Origin of the sequence: Streptomyces scabichelini (genome assembly GCF_011045015.1) — a bacterium.
Lineage (GTDB): Bacteria > Actinomycetota > Actinomycetes > Streptomycetales > Streptomycetaceae > Streptomyces > Streptomyces scabichelini.
On sequence record NZ_JAAKZY010000199.1, the window covers coordinates 1 to 18,329 of the forward strand.

Consider the following 18,329-nt stretch of genomic DNA (forward strand, 5'->3'; position numbering starts at 1 on the left):
GGCTGGAGGGGGTGGAGGGGGTGGCGTACGAGGACGGGAACACCGCCTTCAAGGACGCGGGCATGACACCTCCCGCGCCCGCGCCCCGCCCTCTACCACCGCAACGCTCCCGCCTCTTCCGCAAGCGCGTCACCCCAACGCGCTTGTCAGAAATGGCAGTTGCCGCAGTTGCAACAGTTGCCGCAGTCGACCACCTCACCGTCCGCCGAGGCCGTGTCGAAGCGCTCCACGATGTCACCCTGACCGTCGCCCCCGGCGAGACCATCGCGCTCATGGGCCGTAACGGGGCCGGGAAGTCCACGCTGCTCAGCGCGCTGGTCGGGCTGGTCGAACCGGCGGCGGGATCGCTACGGGTCGGCGGCGCCGTGCCGCACCGGACGGCACCCCGTGAACTCGTCCGGCGCGTCGGCCTCGTACCGCAGGAACCCCGCGACCTCCTGTACGCCGACACGGTGGCCGCCGAGTGCGTGGCCGCGGACCGGGACGCGGGCGCGGAGCCGGGCACATGCCGGGCCCTGGTCTCCGAACTGCTCCCCGGCATCGGCGACGACACGCATCCCCGTGACCTGTCGGAAGGTCAGCGCCTTGCCCTGGCCCTGGCACTCGTCCTGACGGCCCGTCCCCCGCTGCTCCTCCTGGACGAGCCGACCCGCGGCCTCGACTACGCGGCGAAGTCCCGCCTGGTAACGGTCCTACGGAACCTGGCGGCCGCAGGCCACGCCATCATCCTGGCCACCCACGACGTGGAGCTGGCCGCCGAACTCTCCCACCGGGTCGTCATCCTCGCCGACGGCGAACCCGTCGCCGACGGCCCCACGGCCGAGGTCGTCCTCGCGTCACCGTCCTTCGCGCCCCAGGTCACCAAGATCCTGGCCCCGCAGAAATGGCTGACGGTCTCCCAGATACGCAACGCGCTGCACGCGGCCGACCGGGAAACGGCAGATCCGGAGGCGGAAGCATGATCCCGCAAGCCCGCGCCATCCGTCTCGGCCCCCGCTCCGTCGCCGCCCTCGCGCTCGTCAGCGTCATCGGAGTGGCCGCCTTCGCCTGGCCCCTCTTCGCCGGGCCGACTTCCCAGATCAGCGCCCACGCACAGGACGCGCCCTGGCTGTTCGCGGGGTTGCTGGTGCTGCTGGTCGGGGTCGTGGCCGCGGCGGTCTCGGAGTCGGGGATCGGGGCGAAAGCCGTGGCGATGCTCGGGGTGCTGGCGGCGACGGGGGCGGCGTTGCGGCCGATCGGGGCCGGGACGGCCGGGATCGAGCCGATGTTCTTCCTCATGGTGCTGAGCGGCAGGGTCCTGGGCCCCGGGTTCGGGTTCGTGCTCGGCGCGGTCACGATGTTCGCGTCCGCGCTGCTCACGGGTGGTGTCGGGCCGTGGATGCCGTTCCAGATGCTCAGCATGGGGTGGTTCGCCATGGGCGCGGGCCTGCTCCCGGGGCCCGACCGGCTGCGCGGCCGCGCGGAGTTGGTGATGCTCGCCGCGTACGGCTTCGTCGCGGCCTTCGCGTACGGCACGCTCATGAACCTGGCCGGCTGGCCCTTCATGAACGCGCTGGCGTCGAGCGTCGCCTTCGACCCGCACGACGGCGTCGAGGCCAACTTGGTCCGTTTCCTCGCGTACTGCGTGGCCACGTCCCTCGGCTGGGACCTGGGCAGGGCGGTGGTGACCGTCATCCTGACCCTCACTCTCGGCGCGACCGTCCTCAAGGCGCTGCGCCGGGCCACGCGGAGGGCGGCTTTCGAGACCCCGGTCACGTTCGAGCCGCGCTGATCCACGCACCGTCCGTTACGAGAAGGGTGAACCACCCCACAGGACGTGGATCACATACGAAGCACGATCGTAGATCCATTTGCGTGACATGTACGCGTCCGCGGGCCCTCTGACCTGGGGATTGAGACCCGCGTCACAAAATACACTTTCACCCTACATGCGACCACAACTAGTAAAAAGGGTCATTGCGGACGCGGTGCAAGCCTGTTTCTCTGGAGGAGTCGCAAGGCGCCGACGTGCCCACCCGGGCCTCGGCGCCGACGCATGCCGGGGCCCGTGTCACGAGCCCACGTCACGAGTTCATGTCACGGCGTACGAGCGGCCGCCCCCGTCCCCGAAGAAAAGGTTCTACGTGCCCATCTCCACCCGCATCCGCCGCATCGCCACTCCGAAGAAGGCCCTCACCGGTGCCGCCGTGGCCGCCGCCACTGCCGGCATGGTGCTCGCGGCGGCCCCCGCCGAGGCCGCGACCCCGACGGCGGCCTCGGTCTCGTCCGCCTCGGCTTCCTCCACCTCGGCCAAGGCGATCGCGCACAAGATGATCCCGAACGCCGCGCAGTTCGCCGCGTTCAGCAAGATCGTCGAGCATGAGAGCGGCTGGGACATCGACGCGACGAACGCCTCGTCCGGTGCCTACGGCCTGGTGCAGGCGCTGCCCGCGTCGAAGATGGCCTCGGCGGGCTCGGACTGGAAGACCAGCGCCGCCACCCAGATCGAGTGGGGCCTGGACTACATGAACGACCGTTACGGCAGCCCGGTCGGCGCCTGGAATTTCTGGCAGGCCAACGGCTGGTATTGACCGGCCCGTACGGCACGCGCACACGCGAAGGCGGCGGCTCCCAATCCCGGGGCCGCCGCCTTCGCCGTATAAGAGGGCACATTTTTTCAGGCCTTCATGATGGTGCGGTCAACCACCTTTCCTCGTCGTCCCGTTGTTGTTCGGCAACCGCTGATTCACCAACCGGGCGGGCACGTTGGCAACCGGCTTCGCTGCCCTTCCCCACCGTGGCGGCCCGCATTTTCGGACGATCAGTCAACCCTCCTCCTTTAATTCATGCTTCGTCGTCAGCCGCGAAAATTGGTCCGTCATCCATCCGGTAGCACCTGGCTGTTGGGATGATGGGGAGACGGGATGTGCGCATCGAGGAGGCGAGCCGGGCCGCCGCCGCCCGGAGCTCGCGGTATCCGCGGCGCGGTGCCCGCCGCCAGACAGTGTGCGGTCGACAACCGTTGAATACGAAACGGCACTTGGTCGATTTGCCAGCTGTGGGCAATTGGCCGAGTAAACGTCTACCGTGGAATAGATCCGAATCGAAGAAGCAGGTCGAGGATCACACTCACTGAACTATCCAAAGAGGCTTCGGATGGTTGAAAGGAGGTGTAACGACATGCGTACTTACGAGCGTCCGACACTGACCGCGGTCGGCTCTTTCCGTAAGACCGGTATCGGCTTCAGGGCCGGACCGGAGAGGTACTGGTTCTTCAGGCGGAGGTTCTTCTGACTCGCCGTCCGTTTCCGAGCACCCGGCGTGGGATCTGACCTCTCCTGTCGGGTGCCCCCAGGAGAATTCCCAGATGGCGGTGGGGCACGGTCATGGTCGATTTTCCTGATTCCGACGAGGGGCTGGGCTGGTTCGTCGTCCTTCCGGACTGTGCTTCGGCGGCCCGTGTCGGCACCGCACTCCGCAGCCGGGCGGTACAGGAGGTCAGCCACCCATCGGGTCGGCCCTGGCTGCTCGGCCGCTGGTCTCCCGGTGTCATGACCGTCGGCGAGGCAGGGCCGACGAAGATCGCAGTGGCCGGGGAACACGCCATCACCGCCGACGGGCTCACCGCGGCGGCCGACCGGATCGACACGATCGCCGGCCTCGATGAACTGGCCCGCGGCATGGTCGGGAGTGCTCATCTGGTCGCTTCGGTCACCGGACGCGTGCGAGTACAGGGCAGCGTCAGTGGCCTTCGACGGGTGTTCCACGCCAGGATCGGTGATGCCACGGTGGCCGCGGACCGGGCCGATGTCCTCGCCGGCCTGCTCGACGCGGCGGTCGACGAACAGCGGTTGGCGACCCGTCTGCTGAATCCGTTCGCGCCGCACCCGCTGGCAGGCGAACCGGTGTGGCGTGGCGTGAGCGCCCTGGAGACCGGCCGCTACTTGGCGCTCGACTCAGCCGGCCGGGGACGGCCCGTCGCGTGGTGGGCGCCTCCCGAGCCGGTGCGACCGATGGCCGAGGGCGCGTCGGCGTTCCGGGAGGCGTTGTCGGCCGCGGTGGAGGTCCGTGTCCGGGGCCGGGACGTGGTGAGCTGCGATCTGGGCGGGCTGGACTCGACTTCGGTGTGTGCTCTGGCCGCGCGCGGCAGGGCGAACGTCATCGCCTACACCGCCGACGGCCTCGACCCCCTGTGCGACGACGTGACCTGGGCTCGCCGGACAGTTGCCGGACTGGGCGACGTCGGTCACCACATCATCGCCGGGGACCAGTTGCCGATGGTGTACGAGGGCCTTCAGGACGTGGACGTCCGCTTCGACGAGCCATGCCCGGCCGCGATGCATCCCAGCCGGTGCCTGGTCATTCCGCGGTTGGCCGCGGCACGCGGCTCACGGCTGCACCTGACGGGCTTCGGCGGGGACGAGTTGCTCGCCGGCTCGCCGGCACACCTGCATACGCTGATGCGATCCTGTCCCAGGACCGCGTTGCAGCTCGTACGTGGCTTCGCGGCCCAGGCACCGTGGCCGTATCGGGAGACGCTTCGGCAGCTGTGGGACAACAGCTCCTACCGGGCGTGGCTCGCCCGAGCGGGCGACGAACTCACCGCCGTACCGCCCCCCTTGGAGACACCCGCGCTGGACTGGGGGACACCGCCGCGACTGCCCCCGTGGGTGACGCCGGACGCCGTCGAGGCCGTACGAGAGCTGATCCGCACCGCGGCCCGCACCACCGAACCGCTGGCGGAGAGGCGGGGACAGCACGTCGAGCTGGAAGCCATGGGGAGTAATTCCCGCATGGTCCGGCAGGTGGGTGAGATGGCCGCCCGCGCCGGGATCACCCTCTCTGCCCCCTACTACGACGACCGCGTGATCGAAGCGGGCCTGGCGGTGCGGCCGCAGGACAGAATCACCCCCTGGGGGTACAAACCGCTCATCGTCGAGGCGATGCGCGGGATCGTTCCCGCCGAGAGCCTGACCCGCCACACCAAGGACGAGGGTTCCTACGAGGCGGAGATGGGGATGCGGGAGCAACGTGCCGAGTTGCTGGCCCTGTGCGAGGACTCCCGGCTGGCTCGGCTGGGCCTGATCGACGCGAACGTGCTGCGCGAGACAGCCGGTCGACCACTGCCCCCGACCCTGCCGTTCGACGCGCTGTACCAGACCGTGGTGTGCGAGATGTGGCTGCGCACGCTGGAAACCGCCACCACCACTGTTCCGGGCTGATGGAGACGGCCGATGACATTCAAGCTGCGTGAGGGCGTGTTCACAGCCGAAACCGACTACGGAATCGCGCTCCTCGACGAGGACCACAACCAGTACTGGACGCTCAATCCCAGCGCCGCCGTCGCCCTGCGGACGCTGTTGGACGGCGGCACGGAAGCCGACGCCGCACAGACGCTCACCGAGGAGTACGTGGTGGACACCGACACCGCGCACCGGGACGTCCGGGAGCTGGTCGGCGGGCTGCACGCGGCGGGCCTGGCCGAAGAGAGCACCGAAGAGGACACACCCGGCCGACACCAGGGGAAGAGGAGCCGATGACGTCACCGGAGGCCATCTTCCACGACCCGCGCTCGGTGCCCCTGCGGCACCGGATCCCGGTCCGGCTTGCCGTGGGCGCCGCGCGGCTCCTGGCCCACCAGCACCCTCGGCGCATACGGGCCGTGTTGGAGTGGTTGCGCCGGGGCGCCCGTCCGGCCACCCTGGACCGGACCCAGGGCGCCCGGGACGCCGTTGTCGCGGTCAGTCTGGCGTGCGCGAGACGGGAAGGGTGCCTGGCCCGGTCCCTGGCCACGATCCTGCTGTGCCGCCTGCACGGCCAGTGGCCCACCTGGTGCGTGGGCGCACGGCGTCTGGCGCCCTTCGGTGCGCACGCCTGGGTGGAGGCGGAAGGGGTGCCGGTGGGTGAGGACTACCCGCCCGACTACTTCCGCCCGCTGTTCACGGTGCCCTGCGCTCCTGGTTCCTTCCGCCGCGCTCCTGGTTCCGTCAGCCGTGAGTCGACGGCGGTCCGGCGACGCGGCCGCGGCCTGCGGCCGTGATCCATGAAGCCCGAAGCGACGGATGAGCGGGGCAGGGGCGGCCTCCGGGGCGTCCTGCGCCTGGTGCACGGGCACCGCCGGTGGATGTGCCTGGCCGTGCTGCTGACGCTGGGCGCCTCGGCGCTGAGCCTGGCCCAGCCGCTGCTGGTCAAGCAGGTGATCGAGGCGACCACGTCCGGAGGCGCGATCGGGTACGTCCTGGTGATGCTCGTCGTGGTCTTTCTCGCCCAGGCGCTGGTGCAGGGCTTCGCCCAGTTCGTCATGTCCCGGACGGGCGAAGGGATCGTCCTGGGGATCCGGCTCAGCCTGATCAAACATGTGCTGCGGCTGCCCATGGCCGTGTACGACCGCCACCGCATAGGCGATCTGATCTCGCGCACCAGCACCGACAGCACCACCCTGCGGCTGCTCGTCGCCGAGGGCTTCACCGAGGCGGTGACCGGTGCCATCGGGCTGATCGGCGTCGTGGCGCTGATGATCTGGCTCGACTGGCTGATGTTCCTCGTCGTGCTGGCCATGGTGGTGATCGCCACCATGATCGTCGCCTCGGTTCTGCGCGGCATCGAGGTGGCGTCGCTCTCCACCCAGCGGGCGACGGGCGCGATGACCGCTGATCTGGAGCGCGCCCTCGGTGCCATCCGCACCGTCCGGGCCAGCCGCGCCGAGCAGCGCGAGTCCGACCGTATCGCGGGTGGCGCCAGATCGGCTTACGCGGGCAGCGTGCGCATGGCGAAGCTGGACGCGATGGTGACACCGGCGATCCAACTGGCCGTCAAGGGCTCGTTCATCGTCGTGCTGCTCATCGGCGGCATAAGGGTCGCCGACCGGCAGGGATCGATCGCCGATCTCGCCGCCTTCCTGCTGTACATGATCTATCTGGTGGAGCCGATCGGCACTCTGTTCCAGTCCCTCAGCACCATGGAGCAGGGCATGGGCGCATACCGGAGGGTCACGGAAGTGCTGGACCTGCCTACGGAGCAGGACGCCGTATCCGGATCGGGGACTCCGGCGTCGTACCGAGCCGGCGGCAGCGGCGGGCGGCAGCGGGAACCCGCACTGGAGTTCCGGGATGTGTGGTTCGGCTACGAACCGCGACGTCCCGTCCTGCACGGCGTGACCTTCGAGGTGCCGGAGCACTCCCATGTCGCCCTGATCGGCAGCTCGGGGGTCGGAAAATCCACCGTCTTCGCACTGATCGAGCGGTTCTACGACCCGGATCGCGGCCGGATTCTCTTCGACGGCCGTGACGTACGGGCGATCGGCCGAGCCGACCACCGGGCCCGGGTGGGCCTGGTGGAGCAGCATGCCCCGGTGCTGTACGGCACGCTGCGGGAGAACCTGACGTACGCCGTCCCGGACGCCGGACAGGACGAGCTGGACCGGGTGGTCGAGCTGGCGCACCTCACGGACCTGATCGACCGTCTGCCACAGGGCCTGGACACCGACGCCGGGGAGCACGGCATGGCGCTCTCCGGCGGCGAACGCCAGCGGATCGCGATCGCCCGTGCCCTGCTGACCCGGCCGCGCCTGCTCCTGCTGGACGAGCCGACGGCCCACCTGGACGCGGTCAACGAAGCGGCGCTCCGCAGGTCGATCCGGGAGACCACGGCGGAATGCACGCTGCTGGTGATCGCGCACCGCATGTCGACCATCCGCGCCGCGGACCTGATCATCGTCCTCGACGCGGGCCGGGTCGTCGCCACGGGCACCCACTGGGATCTCGTCGACACCAATGAGCACTACCAGTCGCTCGTCAACGCCCAGCGGACCGGAGACGTGCGCGTGCCGCGCACGTCCTGAGCCCCGCACGTTCTGAAGGCTGACGGCAGGCCACGTCGCCGTGATCGGCTGCCCCGGCGCCGGCAAGAGACCGAGGGCAGGAGTCGGGCGAGCCAGTCGGTGCGGGTTCCGCGGGCTGTGGCCGAGATGTTTGCCTGCGGATACAGGGCGTCGAACCGGCGCCGCACAGGTGAAGTCGAAGCTGGTACTGACCGGCCCGCACGACACCACCGTGCACCCACGTACGCGAAGGCGGCGGCCCCGATCCCCCGGGGCCGCCGCCTTCCATGCGCCCGCTCGGGTCCGTACGGAACCTCGGTCACGTACCGAGTCGACCTACCGCACCATCTGCGGCGCCGACCGCACGAACAACGTGCAGCGGTCCGTCTGCGTGCGCCCAGCAGGCTGTCACGGCGCTGCTGTGCCCCAGCCCGAGGGCGGGGACACAGCAGTCGGCAGCGGGCTGTCTCAGCAGCCGTTCACCCAGTAGTGCGAGGAGATCCTGTTGTCGAACTTCCTCAGCTTGCTGATCTGCTCGCCCCGCTCGAGGCAGAAACTGTCGCCCCTGCCCCCCGTCTTGGTGAAGAACTTCACCGTGTCGTTCTGATGCTTCCAGCCGGAGTTGACCACCGACGTGGCCTTGTTGTCGATCTTCGAGCTGTAGTTGGAGTCGTTGCCCCTCTTACGGCCGTGGTAGCCCTGGCAGTTGGATTTCGTCCAGGCGTGCACATATCCGGTGTTCCGGTTCACGCTGCTGCACTTCTTGACCTGGGCGTCCATGCCCGAGTCGACCACCGCGGCCCGGGCCGGGGTGGCGGTGGGGGTTGCCTGCGCGGCAACGGTCCCCGATCCGGTGAGTGCGGCGACCCCGATTCCGACCAGAGTGAGTCGTGCCTTGTGCATTCTCTTCTCCTTCCGTGAACTGCTCTTACGTGTTTCTGTCTTCCGTGCACTGCAGTGCCCTTCAGCGGATTCGTTCGCAGCTCCCCTCCCTCGGGGCCGCCTGTCGCGGCGGCCCGTGGGGCATGGGCAGTGGGCGGAAGAAGGGCACCTGATCCGCGGCAGCCGGCCGCGGAAACTCATGGGCGCCCGCGTGATCAGCGCTGCGCGACGTTGATGGTGCGGGCCTTCGCATGTGCTTGGAGGCGCAACCGGTTCCGGGTGGCGATCTCCTCGCTGTAGCGCTCCCTGGCGCTCGCGCCGAACGTTCGGTCCAGCTCCATCGCCGTCTCCCCCAGCCCGGTCCGGCGGGCACAGCGGGCCTCGGCCACGGCCGTACGGATCTCCGCGGCGTTTTGCTCCCCTCCCAGCGCCTTCTCCCGGGCCTGACCGGGCGAGGAGTAGCGCAACCCCCGCTCGCGCATGCACGCCGACCAGGAGCGCTCGGCACTCCGATAGCGGGGGTCGGACAGCACCTTCTCCCGGTAGAGGGGCGCGAGATTGTCCGCGACGACGCGTGCGTGGAACCACACGGCCCGGTCGCCGTACAGCTTCCGCTCGGCCGTGGCCGAGCAGCCTTCCGCCGGGCTCTCGACCGTCTGGCCGGTGGGCAGCGTGTCCCTGAGTGAGCGCCGGCCGTTGCCGTCCAGCGCGCTGTCGTAGCGCCTCTTCGAGGCAGGGGAGAGCCGGGCCCGGTAGGTCTCGTTGGGGCCGGTCGCGGGTGCGTCAGGACCGTAGCCGTGCCTACTGGCCCAGGAGACGTCGTCGACGACGTACTCGAATTCCCGCAGCGCCTCGGGGTCGGGGACGGACACGGGCCAATACCGAAACCCCTCCGCAGCCATGCACCGCCGCACCAGCTCCTCTTCCGCCTGCCGCACCAGCGCACGTTCGGTGACTGTCAGCTCCCGTACGCGCTCTGAGGTCCCGCATCCAGAGAGAGCGACCGCCGACGCCAGCAGCGCGGGCACGAGCAGCAGACCGACCGCCAGGGACGATCTGCTATCCCCCGTACGCATCTTGTGCCCCCTGTTCGGTCATCTGTGGAGGTATGCCGTGAGCAGCCCTCTATGACCACCAGGTTGTCCGGGGGGATCTGCGGCCGCGAGGTGTTTCGGCCGGGCACGAAACACCTCGCTCTCACCGCTCCGGGTGCCCGGCCCTCCGCTGAAGGGGGCCGGGCACCCGGCCGTTCACGCCCGGTACTCCACGAGAACCGGCGTCTCGCCGTACTCCACCCGCTTCCCCGCCCGCACCCGCTCGCTGCTGCCGTCCATCCGGCGCAGCAGATAGGCGCCCTTGCTCAACCGGCTGCTTGCCCGACCGTGTTGGGTCCACCGGACCGCAAGCCAGGGGCCCACCGCGTCGGGCTCACGGTCTTGGCCGCGCCGGAAGACGCACTCGAAGACGCCGTCCGGCAGGCCCACGCCGCTCCCCTTTCCGCAGGAGGTGATCCGCTTGTCCGCGAGCCAGCCGTGCAGCCGCCCGATGCGGCGTCCCGCCTCCGTGGGCCGACCGCCCACGAGCTGGACGACCAGCGGGATGTTCCGGCCACCCCAGGCGTAGAAATACATCCGGTCGACGTTCGACTTACGGATGTAGAGGCCGACCAGATAGAAACGCACGGCATAGTCGTTGGCACGCCGGTCGGACAGCCGGGCCCCGTCGTCGATCTCCGCGCCCGGCCCGGTATTCCACACGCGCACGCGCTGGCCCTCGTTGCTCTCGCGGAAGATGTCCTCGGCCTGTGCCGCGAGCTCGATGATTTCCTCGGGTGGGCCGTCGGCCCGGCGGGGGTGCAGTTTGAGCGCTGCGGCATCGCAGAACTCGTATGCGCCGGTGCGTACGAACTTCTTGAACAGCGCCCTGCCTTCGGGCTCCCACAGCTTGCCGAAAGAGGGGCATGCCACCTTCGCGTCCGGGTCGGCACGCTTGATGATGCGCGCGGCCCTGCGCACCATCTCGGCCAGGGTGGACATGTTCCCGTCGTAGTGAGATGTGGCGCCGACGCTGTCCCAGAGTTCGTACGCCCCGATCCGGGAGCGGTAGCGGGTGGCGACCGCCTCGACGAAGCGGTCCCAGTCGGCCAGGTCGTCGGGTGGCGCGGCGCGCGAGTCGTCCGGGTACGGCGTCTTCGGGCCGCCGGGAGCCGCCCAGCCGGGGGTGCCACCGAAGACGAACAGGATGGGCAGGCGCTTGCGTTCGGCGCCTTTCACCGAACGTTCGAGGATCTCCCAGTCGAACTTCCCCTGCTCCGGCTCGATTTGGGCCCAGCGGGTCTCGCTCTCCCAGAGGCGGACACCACTGACGCTGAAGCCTGGCATGAGGCCGGTGTCGGTGTTCATCGTGATACCGAAGAACTCGCGGTCGAGCGGCTTGGGCGCCAGGGCCCAGTACGGGCCGTCGATCTGCTGGCCGGACGGCCGGTCCGCAGCGCCGCCGCTCGCTTTACCGCCACTGCCCGTGCCGCCCGGGTCCGACCACCGGTCGACGGTCACGGCGCTCACGACGGAAGCGGCGACGATGACGGCGATCAGGAGCGTACGCAAGCGCTGCCGGGGACTTGTCCTGGCGAACCAGGTTGTTCTGTGCGAGTGCTGGGGCGCCTCCCGGCTCCCCCGCGCGTCGTCTCGAGCAGCTTCCTGAGCGTCGTCATGAGTGGCGTCTTGGGTGGTGCGTCGAGGCGCGTCTTGGGTGGGGTCTCGAGTCCCGTCTTGAGCGGCGGACGGTTCGGTGGCCGGGTCCGTGGCTTCCGGGTCCGTGGCTTCCGGATCCGTGGCTTCCGGATCCGCCGCCGCCTCGCTCTCGGCCTCCCGCGCCTGCGCCTCCGCCCGTGTCCACGCCGTGTACAGCCGGTCCAGCTCCTCCTGCCCCGCCCCGCACACACGCGCGATCCGCTCGACCATGCCGAAGCTGGCGGGCACGGTCAGGCCCTGGCAGTAGCGGTGCACCGAAGAGCGGCTCAGGCCCGTGCGGCTCGCGAGAGCGGTGTAACTGCGACCGCTGCGCTCCTTCAACTCCTGCAGAAGATCAGCCAGTTGGTGACTTTCACTCATCGGCTTGCTCCTGTATCCGTCCCACAGCGGCAGAAGATAGCAGGTCGGGCGGATTCGGGCGTCCCACCGTCCCAGCGGGACGCATTCTGCTTGCCAGGGACACGTCCAATCGAGACCGTCGTCCATGTCGCCGTTCGGGGGAGCGGTGACTGCTCTAGACCAACGGGGGCAACACAACGTGCTGCGTGTCCATTTCACCGCCGCGGACCTCGTCCGAACCCGAGTCTCGGACGGAGCCGATCCACTCTGGGAGACCGTCCTGAGTCTGCACCGCCTGCGGGACAAGAGCCCCGATCCGGCCCTGGCCACCTGGCGCCGTTCAAGGCACGGCGCCAGGCAGGGGCCGCTCGGGATGCTCCTGCCGCTCGTACCGCAGCGCGGGTATTTTCCGGACTTCCTCACACCGCCGGCCGGAGCGGCCGGAGTCGAGCACGGTCTGGAGGCGCTGATGTCTACGCCGCGCACCCGGCTGCGCTCCGAGCTCGCCGTCCTGGGCGGCCGCAACCCGCTGCCGTCCTGGACCCGTTCCCTGGCGGACGGCGAACCCGCGGCGCTGCGTCGGCTCGCCCGCTCCGTGCGGACGTATTACCACGGGACGCTCGGCCCCAACTGGCCCCGCATCAGCCGCCGTGCGAACACCGACCGCGCCCTGCGCCTGCACGCGCTGTGGCACGGCGGTGCGGAGGCGATGCTGCGGACGTACGACCCTTCGATGCGATGGCGGTCGCCGGTGCTCGAAGTCGCGTACCCGGTCGACCGCGACCTGCACCTGGACGGGCGCGGGCTGCTCCTGGTGCCGTCCTACTTCGCCCGCAGCCCGGTCGCCCTCGCGGACCCCGCACTGCCGCCGACGCTTGTCTATCCGGCCCGGCCGGCGGCCGATGACGCTCCGCGTACTGACGAAGGCCTGGCTCCGCTGCTCGGCCACACCCGGGCCGCGGTGCTCCAGGCGCTCGGGGGCGACCCCACCACCACCGAACTGGCGCGCCGGGCCGGGGTCTCGCTCTCCTCGGCGAGCGAGCACGCCGCCGTCCTGCGCGGTGCGGGCCTGGTCTCCAGTGTCCGACAGAGCAACGCCGTGCGGCATGTGTTGACGCCGCTCGGTTCGGCGCTCTTGAAGGCGGACCGGGCCTAGCCAGAAGTGCGTGGCCTTCCGTCCATGCGGCGCCTGACATCTGTTCTCCCAGCCGCCGGCCCATGCGGGTGGCCCGGCGGTGCCCGCCGAGACGGCCCTCTCGCCTCTCCGGCACTCGAACCTGACCGCCTTGCCACAGCCGCGAACGGGATCCACACCCCACATCTTTCGGCCATGTGCGGCGTGCACGGAGCCCTGGCGATGACACTTTTGGGATGGTTACTGGTGGATCAGGCGGTATGGCGAGCTACGCCGGAGAGAAAAGTTCAGGCCACGTAAGGGGAATGTGAAGCACTTGCGCGCAAACGGGGCTGGAACCCACACCGCAGTACTTTGAAGCTTCACCGACCTCCGGCAAGGCCCCCCTTGGCGTGATCTGTCCGTCAGACGACAGTGGCGTGTTCTCATCCCCCGGGCCTCTGGTTACCGGCGGCACCACCGTGCCCGCTGTGCTGTCCACGCGGCGGGCGAGAGGGGTTTCCCCATGGGACATATGGACCACTTCAGCGCCGGATGGGTCACCCCCGTCCTGTCCTACGTCATGGCCTGCGTCGGCTCGGCGCTCGGCCTGCGGTGCACTGTCAGGGCCCTCGCGGCCGACGGCGCCTCGAAACGGAACTGGCTGCTGCTGGCCTCGTTCGCGATCGGCTCCGGCATCTGGACCATGCACTTCGTCGCGATGATGGGATTCGGCGTCGAGGGCACCCCCATCCGCTACGACGTCCCGCTCACCGTGCTGAGCCTCGCCATCGCCATCGCCGTCGTCAGTGCCGGCGTCTTCACCGCCGGGTACGGGCGCTCGCGCGTGATGTCGGTGGCGCTCGGCGGGCTCGGCACCGGACTGGGTGTCGCCGCCATGCACTACACCGGCATGGCCGCGCTCAACCTGCACGGCACCGTCGACTACGACCCGGTCCTCGTCGCCGCCTCCGTCGTGATCGCCGTCGTCGCCGCGACCGCCGCGCTCACCCTCACCCTGATCGTGCGCGGCCCCGTCCTCGCCGCCGTCGCCGCGCTCGTCATGGGGCTCGCGGTCAGCAGCATGCACTACACCGCCATGTACGCCGTCGACGTCAGCCTCGCGCCCAGCAGCGCGGAGCTGTCCGGGGCCACGGCCACCGAGTTCCTCTTCCCGCTCGCCGTGCTGCTCGGCTCGTTCCTCTTCCTCGCCTCCGCGTACGTCGCGCTCTCCCCGAACGGCAAGCGCGACGAGTCCGCCGTCGCCGCCGAACTGCTGCGCGAGGTCGAGCGCTCCACCGCGACCGCTACCGCCATGGCGCCCGCCACCGCCACCAACGCGACCGCCTGAGCCGTACGTCCGCAGAGCCGCAGACCCTCGAAGAGGTATCCCATGCGTGTCACCCGTACAACGGAACGGCTGCGCCCCAAATCGGTCCGGGCCAAGATCGTCGCCCTGCTCATGCTGCCCATCGTGTCCCTCATGGCGTTGTGGGGCTTCGCCGCGGTGAGCACTGCCTCCAGCATCGGCGACACACAGCGGGTCAAGGAGGTCAACGCCGAACTCCTCGCCCCGGTCGACGAGTTCGTCACCGCGTTGCAGACCGAGCGGACCGCCGCCACGCGCCATGCGGCCGCGCCGAACACGGCCGACCTCGACACGCTCGAGGCCGCACGCAAGGCCACCGACAAAGCCGCCACCGCCTTCCACGACGGCGCCAACGCCTCCACCACGGACGCCGGCCTCCTCGACTCCGGGCTCCCCGCCCGCATCGACCGGCTGAAGGCCGAGGCAGCCGGACTCGCGGACCTCCGCGCGCAGACCGACGTGAAGGGCACCGCCCAGAAGGCGTTCACGGGGTACTCGGCGGTCATCGAGCAGGCCTTCGCCGTCACCGGCGCGCTCACCGGAGAGAACGACACCGACGCCGCCTCCGAGGCACGGGTCGTCCTCGAACTCGCCCGCGCCCGCGAGGCCGTGGCCCAGGAGCAGGCACTCCTCGCCGCGGGGAGCGGGTCCGGGACGCTCACCACGGAGCAGTACACGCTGTTCGCCGGCGCCGTCGCCACCCAGCGGGAGCTGCTGAAGCCCGGGGTCGCGGACCTGAAGCCGACGCACCGGACGGCGTACGACGCGGTGCTGCGGGGCGCGAGTTACGACACCCTTGCCGCCGTCGAGAACCGGGTGCGCAGCGCCGGGCCCGGCACCTCGGCTGTCTCCGCGGGCTTCCTGAAGGGCTGGGACGGGGCCGCCGACGCCGTGCTGAAGGGGCTCACCGAGGCCGAGTCGGACGCCGGCACGGGGGCAACGGCCAAGACGGACCCGTTCGGCTGGGACACGCTGGGCGCCTCCGGTATTGCCGTCGTCCTCGGTCTGGTGGGCGTACTGCTGTCGCTGCTCGTGTCCGTGTTCGTCGGCCGCGGATTCATCGTCGAACTCCTCGACCTGCGCAACGACGCCCTCGAAGTCGCCGGGCGCCGGCTCCCGCGGGCCATGCGCCGACTGCACGCCGGGCAGGGCGTGGACATCGACGCCGAGGCCCCGATGCGCCGCCTCGTCGGCGACGAACTCGCCCAGGTGGGCACCGCGCTCACCGCCGTGCAGCGTGCCGCGCTCAAGGCCGCCTCCGAGCGCGCCGAACTGCTCAGCGGCATCTCCGGGGTGTACGTCAGCCTCGCCCGCCGCAGCCAGGTGCTGCTGCACCGCCAGCTCGACCTGCTCCACCAACTGGAGCAGCGCCCGCGCGACCCGGCAGAGGTGCAGGAGCTGTACCAGGTCGACTACCTCGCCACCCGGATGCGCCGTCACTCCGAGAGCCTGCTCATCCTGTCCGGTATCGCGCCCGGACGCGGCTGGCGCGACCCCATCCCGCTGCTGGACGTCCTGCGGGCCGCCGTCGCGGAGATCGAGCAGCCGGGCCGGGTCCAGATCTGGGCCTCACCGCCCGCGTCCATCAACGGCGGCTCCGTCGCCGACGTCATCCACCTGCTCGCCGAACTCGTCGAGAACGCGGCTTCCTTCTCACCGCCCAGCTCCATGGTCCAGCTGCGGGCCACCCGGCTGCGCGAGGGCCTCCTCATCGAGATCGAGGACAGCGGCTTCGGCATGAACGAGGAGGGGCTGGGCGAGGCCAACCGCAAGATCCAGTCCGAGAAGGTCGACCTGCTCGACCCCAAGCAGATCGGCCTCTTCGTGGTCAACCGCATCGCCGCCCGGCAGGGACTGCGCGTCGAACTGCGCTCCTCACCGAACGGCGGCGCCACGGCGGCCGTCCTCATCCCCAGCAACTTGATCAGGGACGACATGTCGGCACACGACGCCGCGCTCTCCGCCGGCCAGGACGACGGCCGGTCACTGGCGCCCGCGTCGGCGTTGATCACGCGGCAGCGGGGGTGACGGGCGTGGCGGTTCATGCCGACCCGAGGGGCGCCGCCCTGTGCACGAACGCCCTCCTTGGCCCTCTGTGCGGGCCTGGCTACGCGGGCATCGCCCCGCTCTGTACTGCCTTGCGGTGACGCGCGGTCAGGCGGGAGCCGGACTCGCGGCGGGCGGCGCGGCGCAGGAGGGGTATCGCGAGGAGGAACCCGAGGACTGCCCAGGCGGTCAGTACCAGGGCGACCTTGGGCAGCTCCCATGAGCCCGCCGCCTCGGCGGCCCGTGCGGCGTCCGGCAGCAGCGCCGAGCGCAGGCCCTGCGCCATCCACCTGAGCGGGAAGACAGAGGCCACCTGCTGGACCGGCACGGGCAGCGAGGTGATCGGGAACATCGCTCCTGAGGTGATCAGCAAACCCATCGTGGGCAGCATGATCAACGCCAGCGCCTCGCGCGGGTTGGGCAGCACGGCGCCTATGGCTGCGCCCAGCGGTACGACGGCGAGCAGTCCGAGCGTGGTGACCCACAGCAACGTCAGCCAGCCGCCCGGCCCGTGCGGCAGTGGCCCGTCCACCAGGAGCGCCGCGGCTGCCAGGAGCAGGGCCAGGGTTCCGGCCGCCATGACGACCACCAGCAGGCACTTGGCGACGAGATAGGCCGGTATCCCGCCGGGCGTGGCGCGCAGCCGCAGCAGGGCGCCCTCCTCCCGCTCGGTCACGAGTATCTGCGGGAGGTTGATCAGCCCGATCTGGAACAGCAGATAGGCGGCGAAGCCCGCAAGCACCAGATGGGCCATGGGCGTTTGGGTGCCGGGCACGTTGTCGCTGACGTAGGCCGCGATCAGCAGCGCGACGACCACATTGGTCAGGTGGCCGGACATCTCCTTGGGATTGCGAACGAGGTGCCGCAGCTCGATGCCGCCGCGGAGGAAGCCGGCACGCCAGTAGCGGCGGGCGGGGCGGCCCGGTTTCCTCGTCCCGCCCGACGGGTCGGCCACATCCGCCACGTCCGACGCACCTGCCGCATCAGCCGCGTCCGCCGCATCGGCGTGGTCTGCCGTCTCGGTCTCTTCCGCCTTCTCTGCCTTCTCCGCCTTGCCGGACTTGTCCGTCTTGTTCGTCCCGTTCGTCACGGGCATCCCCCTCATACGGCCTGCGCCTCCCCGTCCATGACTCCGTCCGTGCCGTCGTCCTCCCGATGCACCATGTGCAGATAGGTGTCCTCCAGCGTCGGGCGGCGGACCTCCAGATCGGCGATCGGGCCGTCCGCGTCCCGGTGGAGTTCCCACACCAGCCGCGAGGGGTCCGCGGTGCGTTCGCGTCGGAACGTCCCGTCGTCGGCCGTCCAGCGGACCTCGGCCTGGGCGGCGGCCCGCCGGGCCAGTTCCGAGGGGGTGCCGCAGGCCCGGATCCGGCCGCTGACCAGCATGGCGATCCGGTCGGCGAGCCGCTCGGCCTCCACCAGGTCGTGGGTGGTGAGCAGGACGGTGACGCCTTCGTCGCGGGCCAGCCGTTCGACGAGTACGTGGAACTCGTGCCGTGCCTCCGGGTCGAAGCCGGTGGTCGGCTCGTCCAGGAAGAGGAGTTCGGGGCGCCCGACGATGCCGAGCGCGACATCCAGCCGCCGGCGCTGGCCGCCGGACAGCCGATCCACCTGCTGGTCGGTGTGGTCGGTGAGGCCGACCAGGGCCAGCAGTTCGGCCGGGTCGCGCGGGTCGGGGTAGTACGTCGCGAAGTGCGTCAGCAGCTCGGCGACCCGCCAGCGGCGGTGGTCGCGCCAGGACTGCAGGACCAGTCCGATCCGGCCGCGCCAGGCGTCGTCGCCCCGCTCCGGGTCCGCACCGAGGACGCGGACCTCCCCGGCGGAGCGCTGCCGGAAGCCCTCCAGGATCTCGACGGTGGTGGTCTTCCCGGCGCCGTTGGGCCCGAGCAGTGCGAAGACCTCGCCGCGGTGGATGTCCAGATCGATCCCGTGGAGGACGTCGACTCCGCCGTACGCCATGGTCAGATCGCGTGCCTGGATGACGGGTTGGGCGGTTGCGGTGGTTGGGGTGGATGGAGCGGTCGGGGT

The 18,329-nt window shown here is 70.3% G+C and carries 16 protein-coding genes; 11 read left to right on the forward strand and 5 right to left on the reverse strand.

What is annotated here, in order from left to right; genetic code table 11:
- The 8 genes from G5C60_RS39875 to G5C60_RS39910 form a co-directional block, all read left to right on the forward strand.
- A partial coding sequence (locus tag G5C60_RS39875; RefSeq protein ID WP_165267164.1) for an ATP-binding cassette domain-containing protein occupies positions 1-962 on the forward strand: 962 nt, incomplete at its 5' end.
- Positions 959-1,771: an ECF transporter S component gene (locus G5C60_RS39880; protein ID WP_165267166.1), complete on the forward strand. Its 813-nt coding sequence runs from the start codon at positions 959-961 to the stop codon at positions 1,769-1,771. The genes G5C60_RS39875 and G5C60_RS39880, both read left to right, overlap by 4 nt.
- Positions 1,772-2,123: 352 nt before the next feature.
- Positions 2,124-2,570 (forward strand): aggregation-promoting factor C-terminal-like domain-containing protein, encoded by a 447-nt coding sequence (locus G5C60_RS39885; RefSeq protein WP_165267168.1) that lies wholly within the window; start codon positions 2,124-2,126, stop codon positions 2,568-2,570.
- 589 nt (positions 2,571-3,159) lie between these two features.
- Positions 3,160-3,273, forward strand: coding sequence for a keywimysin-related RiPP (locus G5C60_RS39890; RefSeq protein ID WP_165267170.1), 114 nt, complete (start codon positions 3,160-3,162; stop codon positions 3,271-3,273).
- A gap of 92 nt (positions 3,274-3,365) precedes the next feature.
- Positions 3,366-5,201 (forward strand): lasso peptide isopeptide bond-forming cyclase, encoded by a 1,836-nt coding sequence (locus G5C60_RS39895; RefSeq protein WP_165267172.1) that lies wholly within the window; start codon positions 3,366-3,368, stop codon positions 5,199-5,201.
- A gap of 12 nt (positions 5,202-5,213) precedes the next feature.
- Complete coding sequence (locus G5C60_RS39900; RefSeq protein WP_165267174.1) at positions 5,214-5,519, forward strand: lasso peptide biosynthesis PqqD family chaperone; 306 nt, start codon at positions 5,214-5,216, stop codon at positions 5,517-5,519.
- Positions 5,516-6,019 carry a lasso peptide biosynthesis B2 protein gene (locus G5C60_RS39905; RefSeq protein WP_165267176.1) on the forward strand — a complete coding sequence of 168 codons (504 nt, stop codon included), beginning with the start codon at positions 5,516-5,518 and terminating at the stop codon, positions 6,017-6,019. Before G5C60_RS39900 ends, G5C60_RS39905 begins: the two co-directional genes overlap by 4 nt.
- A 3-nt stretch (positions 6,020-6,022) precedes the next feature.
- Entirely contained in the window at positions 6,023-7,819 is a 1,797-nt protein-coding gene (locus G5C60_RS39910; RefSeq protein ID WP_165267178.1) for an ABC transporter ATP-binding protein, read from the forward strand.
- 447 nt (positions 7,820-8,266) lie between these two features.
- Here G5C60_RS39910 and G5C60_RS39915 read toward each other — a convergent pair whose 3' ends face one another.
- The 3 genes from G5C60_RS39915 to G5C60_RS39925 all read right to left on the reverse strand — a co-directional run bounded on the left by G5C60_RS39915 (position 8,267) and on the right by G5C60_RS39925 (position 11,793).
- Positions 8,267-8,701 carry a hypothetical protein gene (locus G5C60_RS39915; protein ID WP_165267180.1) on the reverse strand — a complete coding sequence of 145 codons (435 nt, stop codon included), beginning with the start codon at positions 8,699-8,701 and terminating at the stop codon, positions 8,267-8,269.
- A gap of 194 nt (positions 8,702-8,895) precedes the next feature.
- Positions 8,896-9,756, reverse strand: a complete 861-nt coding sequence (locus G5C60_RS39920) for a hypothetical protein (protein WP_165267182.1) — start codon at positions 9,754-9,756, stop codon at positions 8,896-8,898.
- Between the two features lie 174 nt (positions 9,757-9,930).
- Positions 9,931-11,793 (reverse strand): helix-turn-helix domain-containing protein, encoded by a 1,863-nt coding sequence (locus G5C60_RS39925; RefSeq protein ID WP_165267184.1) that lies wholly within the window; start codon positions 11,791-11,793, stop codon positions 9,931-9,933.
- A 178-nt stretch (positions 11,794-11,971) separates the two neighbouring features.
- Here G5C60_RS39925 and G5C60_RS39930 point away from each other — a divergent pair, with 178 nt between their 5' ends.
- The 3 genes from G5C60_RS39930 to G5C60_RS39940 all read left to right on the forward strand — a co-directional run bounded on the left by G5C60_RS39930 (position 11,972) and on the right by G5C60_RS39940 (position 16,283).
- The gene (locus G5C60_RS39930; protein WP_165267186.1) at positions 11,972-12,928 is read left to right on the forward strand and encodes a helix-turn-helix domain-containing protein; all 957 of its coding nucleotides are present in this window, start codon (positions 11,972-11,974) and stop codon (positions 12,926-12,928) included.
- A gap of 484 nt (positions 12,929-13,412) precedes the next feature.
- Positions 13,413-14,237 (forward strand): MHYT domain-containing protein, encoded by an 825-nt coding sequence (locus tag G5C60_RS39935; RefSeq protein WP_165267188.1) that lies wholly within the window; start codon positions 13,413-13,415, stop codon positions 14,235-14,237.
- A gap of 42 nt (positions 14,238-14,279) precedes the next feature.
- A complete protein-coding gene (locus tag G5C60_RS39940; RefSeq protein ID WP_165267190.1) occupies positions 14,280-16,283 on the forward strand; it encodes a sensor histidine kinase in 2,004 nt (667 codons plus the stop codon).
- 79 nt (positions 16,284-16,362) lie between these two features.
- Here the strand turns inward: G5C60_RS39940 and G5C60_RS39945 are convergent, their stop codons facing one another.
- Positions 16,363-17,256 (reverse strand): ABC transporter permease, encoded by an 894-nt coding sequence (locus tag G5C60_RS39945; protein ID WP_165267194.1) that lies wholly within the window; start codon positions 17,254-17,256, stop codon positions 16,363-16,365.
- A gap of 146 nt (positions 17,257-17,402) precedes the next feature.
- The coding region (locus G5C60_RS39950) for an ABC transporter ATP-binding protein (RefSeq protein WP_420907455.1) at positions 17,403-18,329 on the reverse strand (927 nt) is incomplete at its 5' end.

What these genes read in the sequence shown, in the direction of transcription:
- G5C60_RS39895 (WP_165267172.1), top strand. Translation starts at nt 3,366, where the DNA reads ATGGTCGATTTTCCTGATTCCGACGAGGGGCTGGGCTGGTTCGTCGTC.
- G5C60_RS39925 (WP_165267184.1), bottom strand. Translation starts at nt 11,793, where the DNA reads ATGAGTGAAAGTCACCAACTGGCTGATCTTCTGCAGGAGTTGAAGGAG.
- G5C60_RS39900 (WP_165267174.1), top strand. Translation starts at nt 5,214, where the DNA reads ATGACATTCAAGCTGCGTGAGGGCGTGTTCACAGCCGAAACCGACTAC.
- G5C60_RS39935 (WP_165267188.1), top strand. Translation starts at nt 13,413, where the DNA reads ATGGGACATATGGACCACTTCAGCGCCGGATGGGTCACCCCCGTCCTG.
- G5C60_RS39890 (WP_165267170.1), top strand. Translation starts at nt 3,160, where the DNA reads ATGCGTACTTACGAGCGTCCGACACTGACCGCGGTCGGCTCTTTCCGT.
- G5C60_RS39915 (WP_165267180.1), bottom strand. Translation starts at nt 8,701, where the DNA reads ATGCACAAGGCACGACTCACTCTGGTCGGAATCGGGGTCGCCGCACTC.
- G5C60_RS39920 (WP_165267182.1), bottom strand. Translation starts at nt 9,756, where the DNA reads ATGCGTACGGGGGATAGCAGATCGTCCCTGGCGGTCGGTCTGCTGCTC.
- G5C60_RS39880 (WP_165267166.1), top strand. Translation starts at nt 959, where the DNA reads ATGATCCCGCAAGCCCGCGCCATCCGTCTCGGCCCCCGCTCCGTCGCC.
- G5C60_RS39910 (WP_165267178.1), top strand. Translation starts at nt 6,023, where the DNA reads ATGAAGCCCGAAGCGACGGATGAGCGGGGCAGGGGCGGCCTCCGGGGC.
- G5C60_RS39940 (WP_165267190.1), top strand. Translation starts at nt 14,280, where the DNA reads ATGCGTGTCACCCGTACAACGGAACGGCTGCGCCCCAAATCGGTCCGG.
- G5C60_RS39905 (WP_165267176.1), top strand. Translation starts at nt 5,516, where the DNA reads ATGACGTCACCGGAGGCCATCTTCCACGACCCGCGCTCGGTGCCCCTG.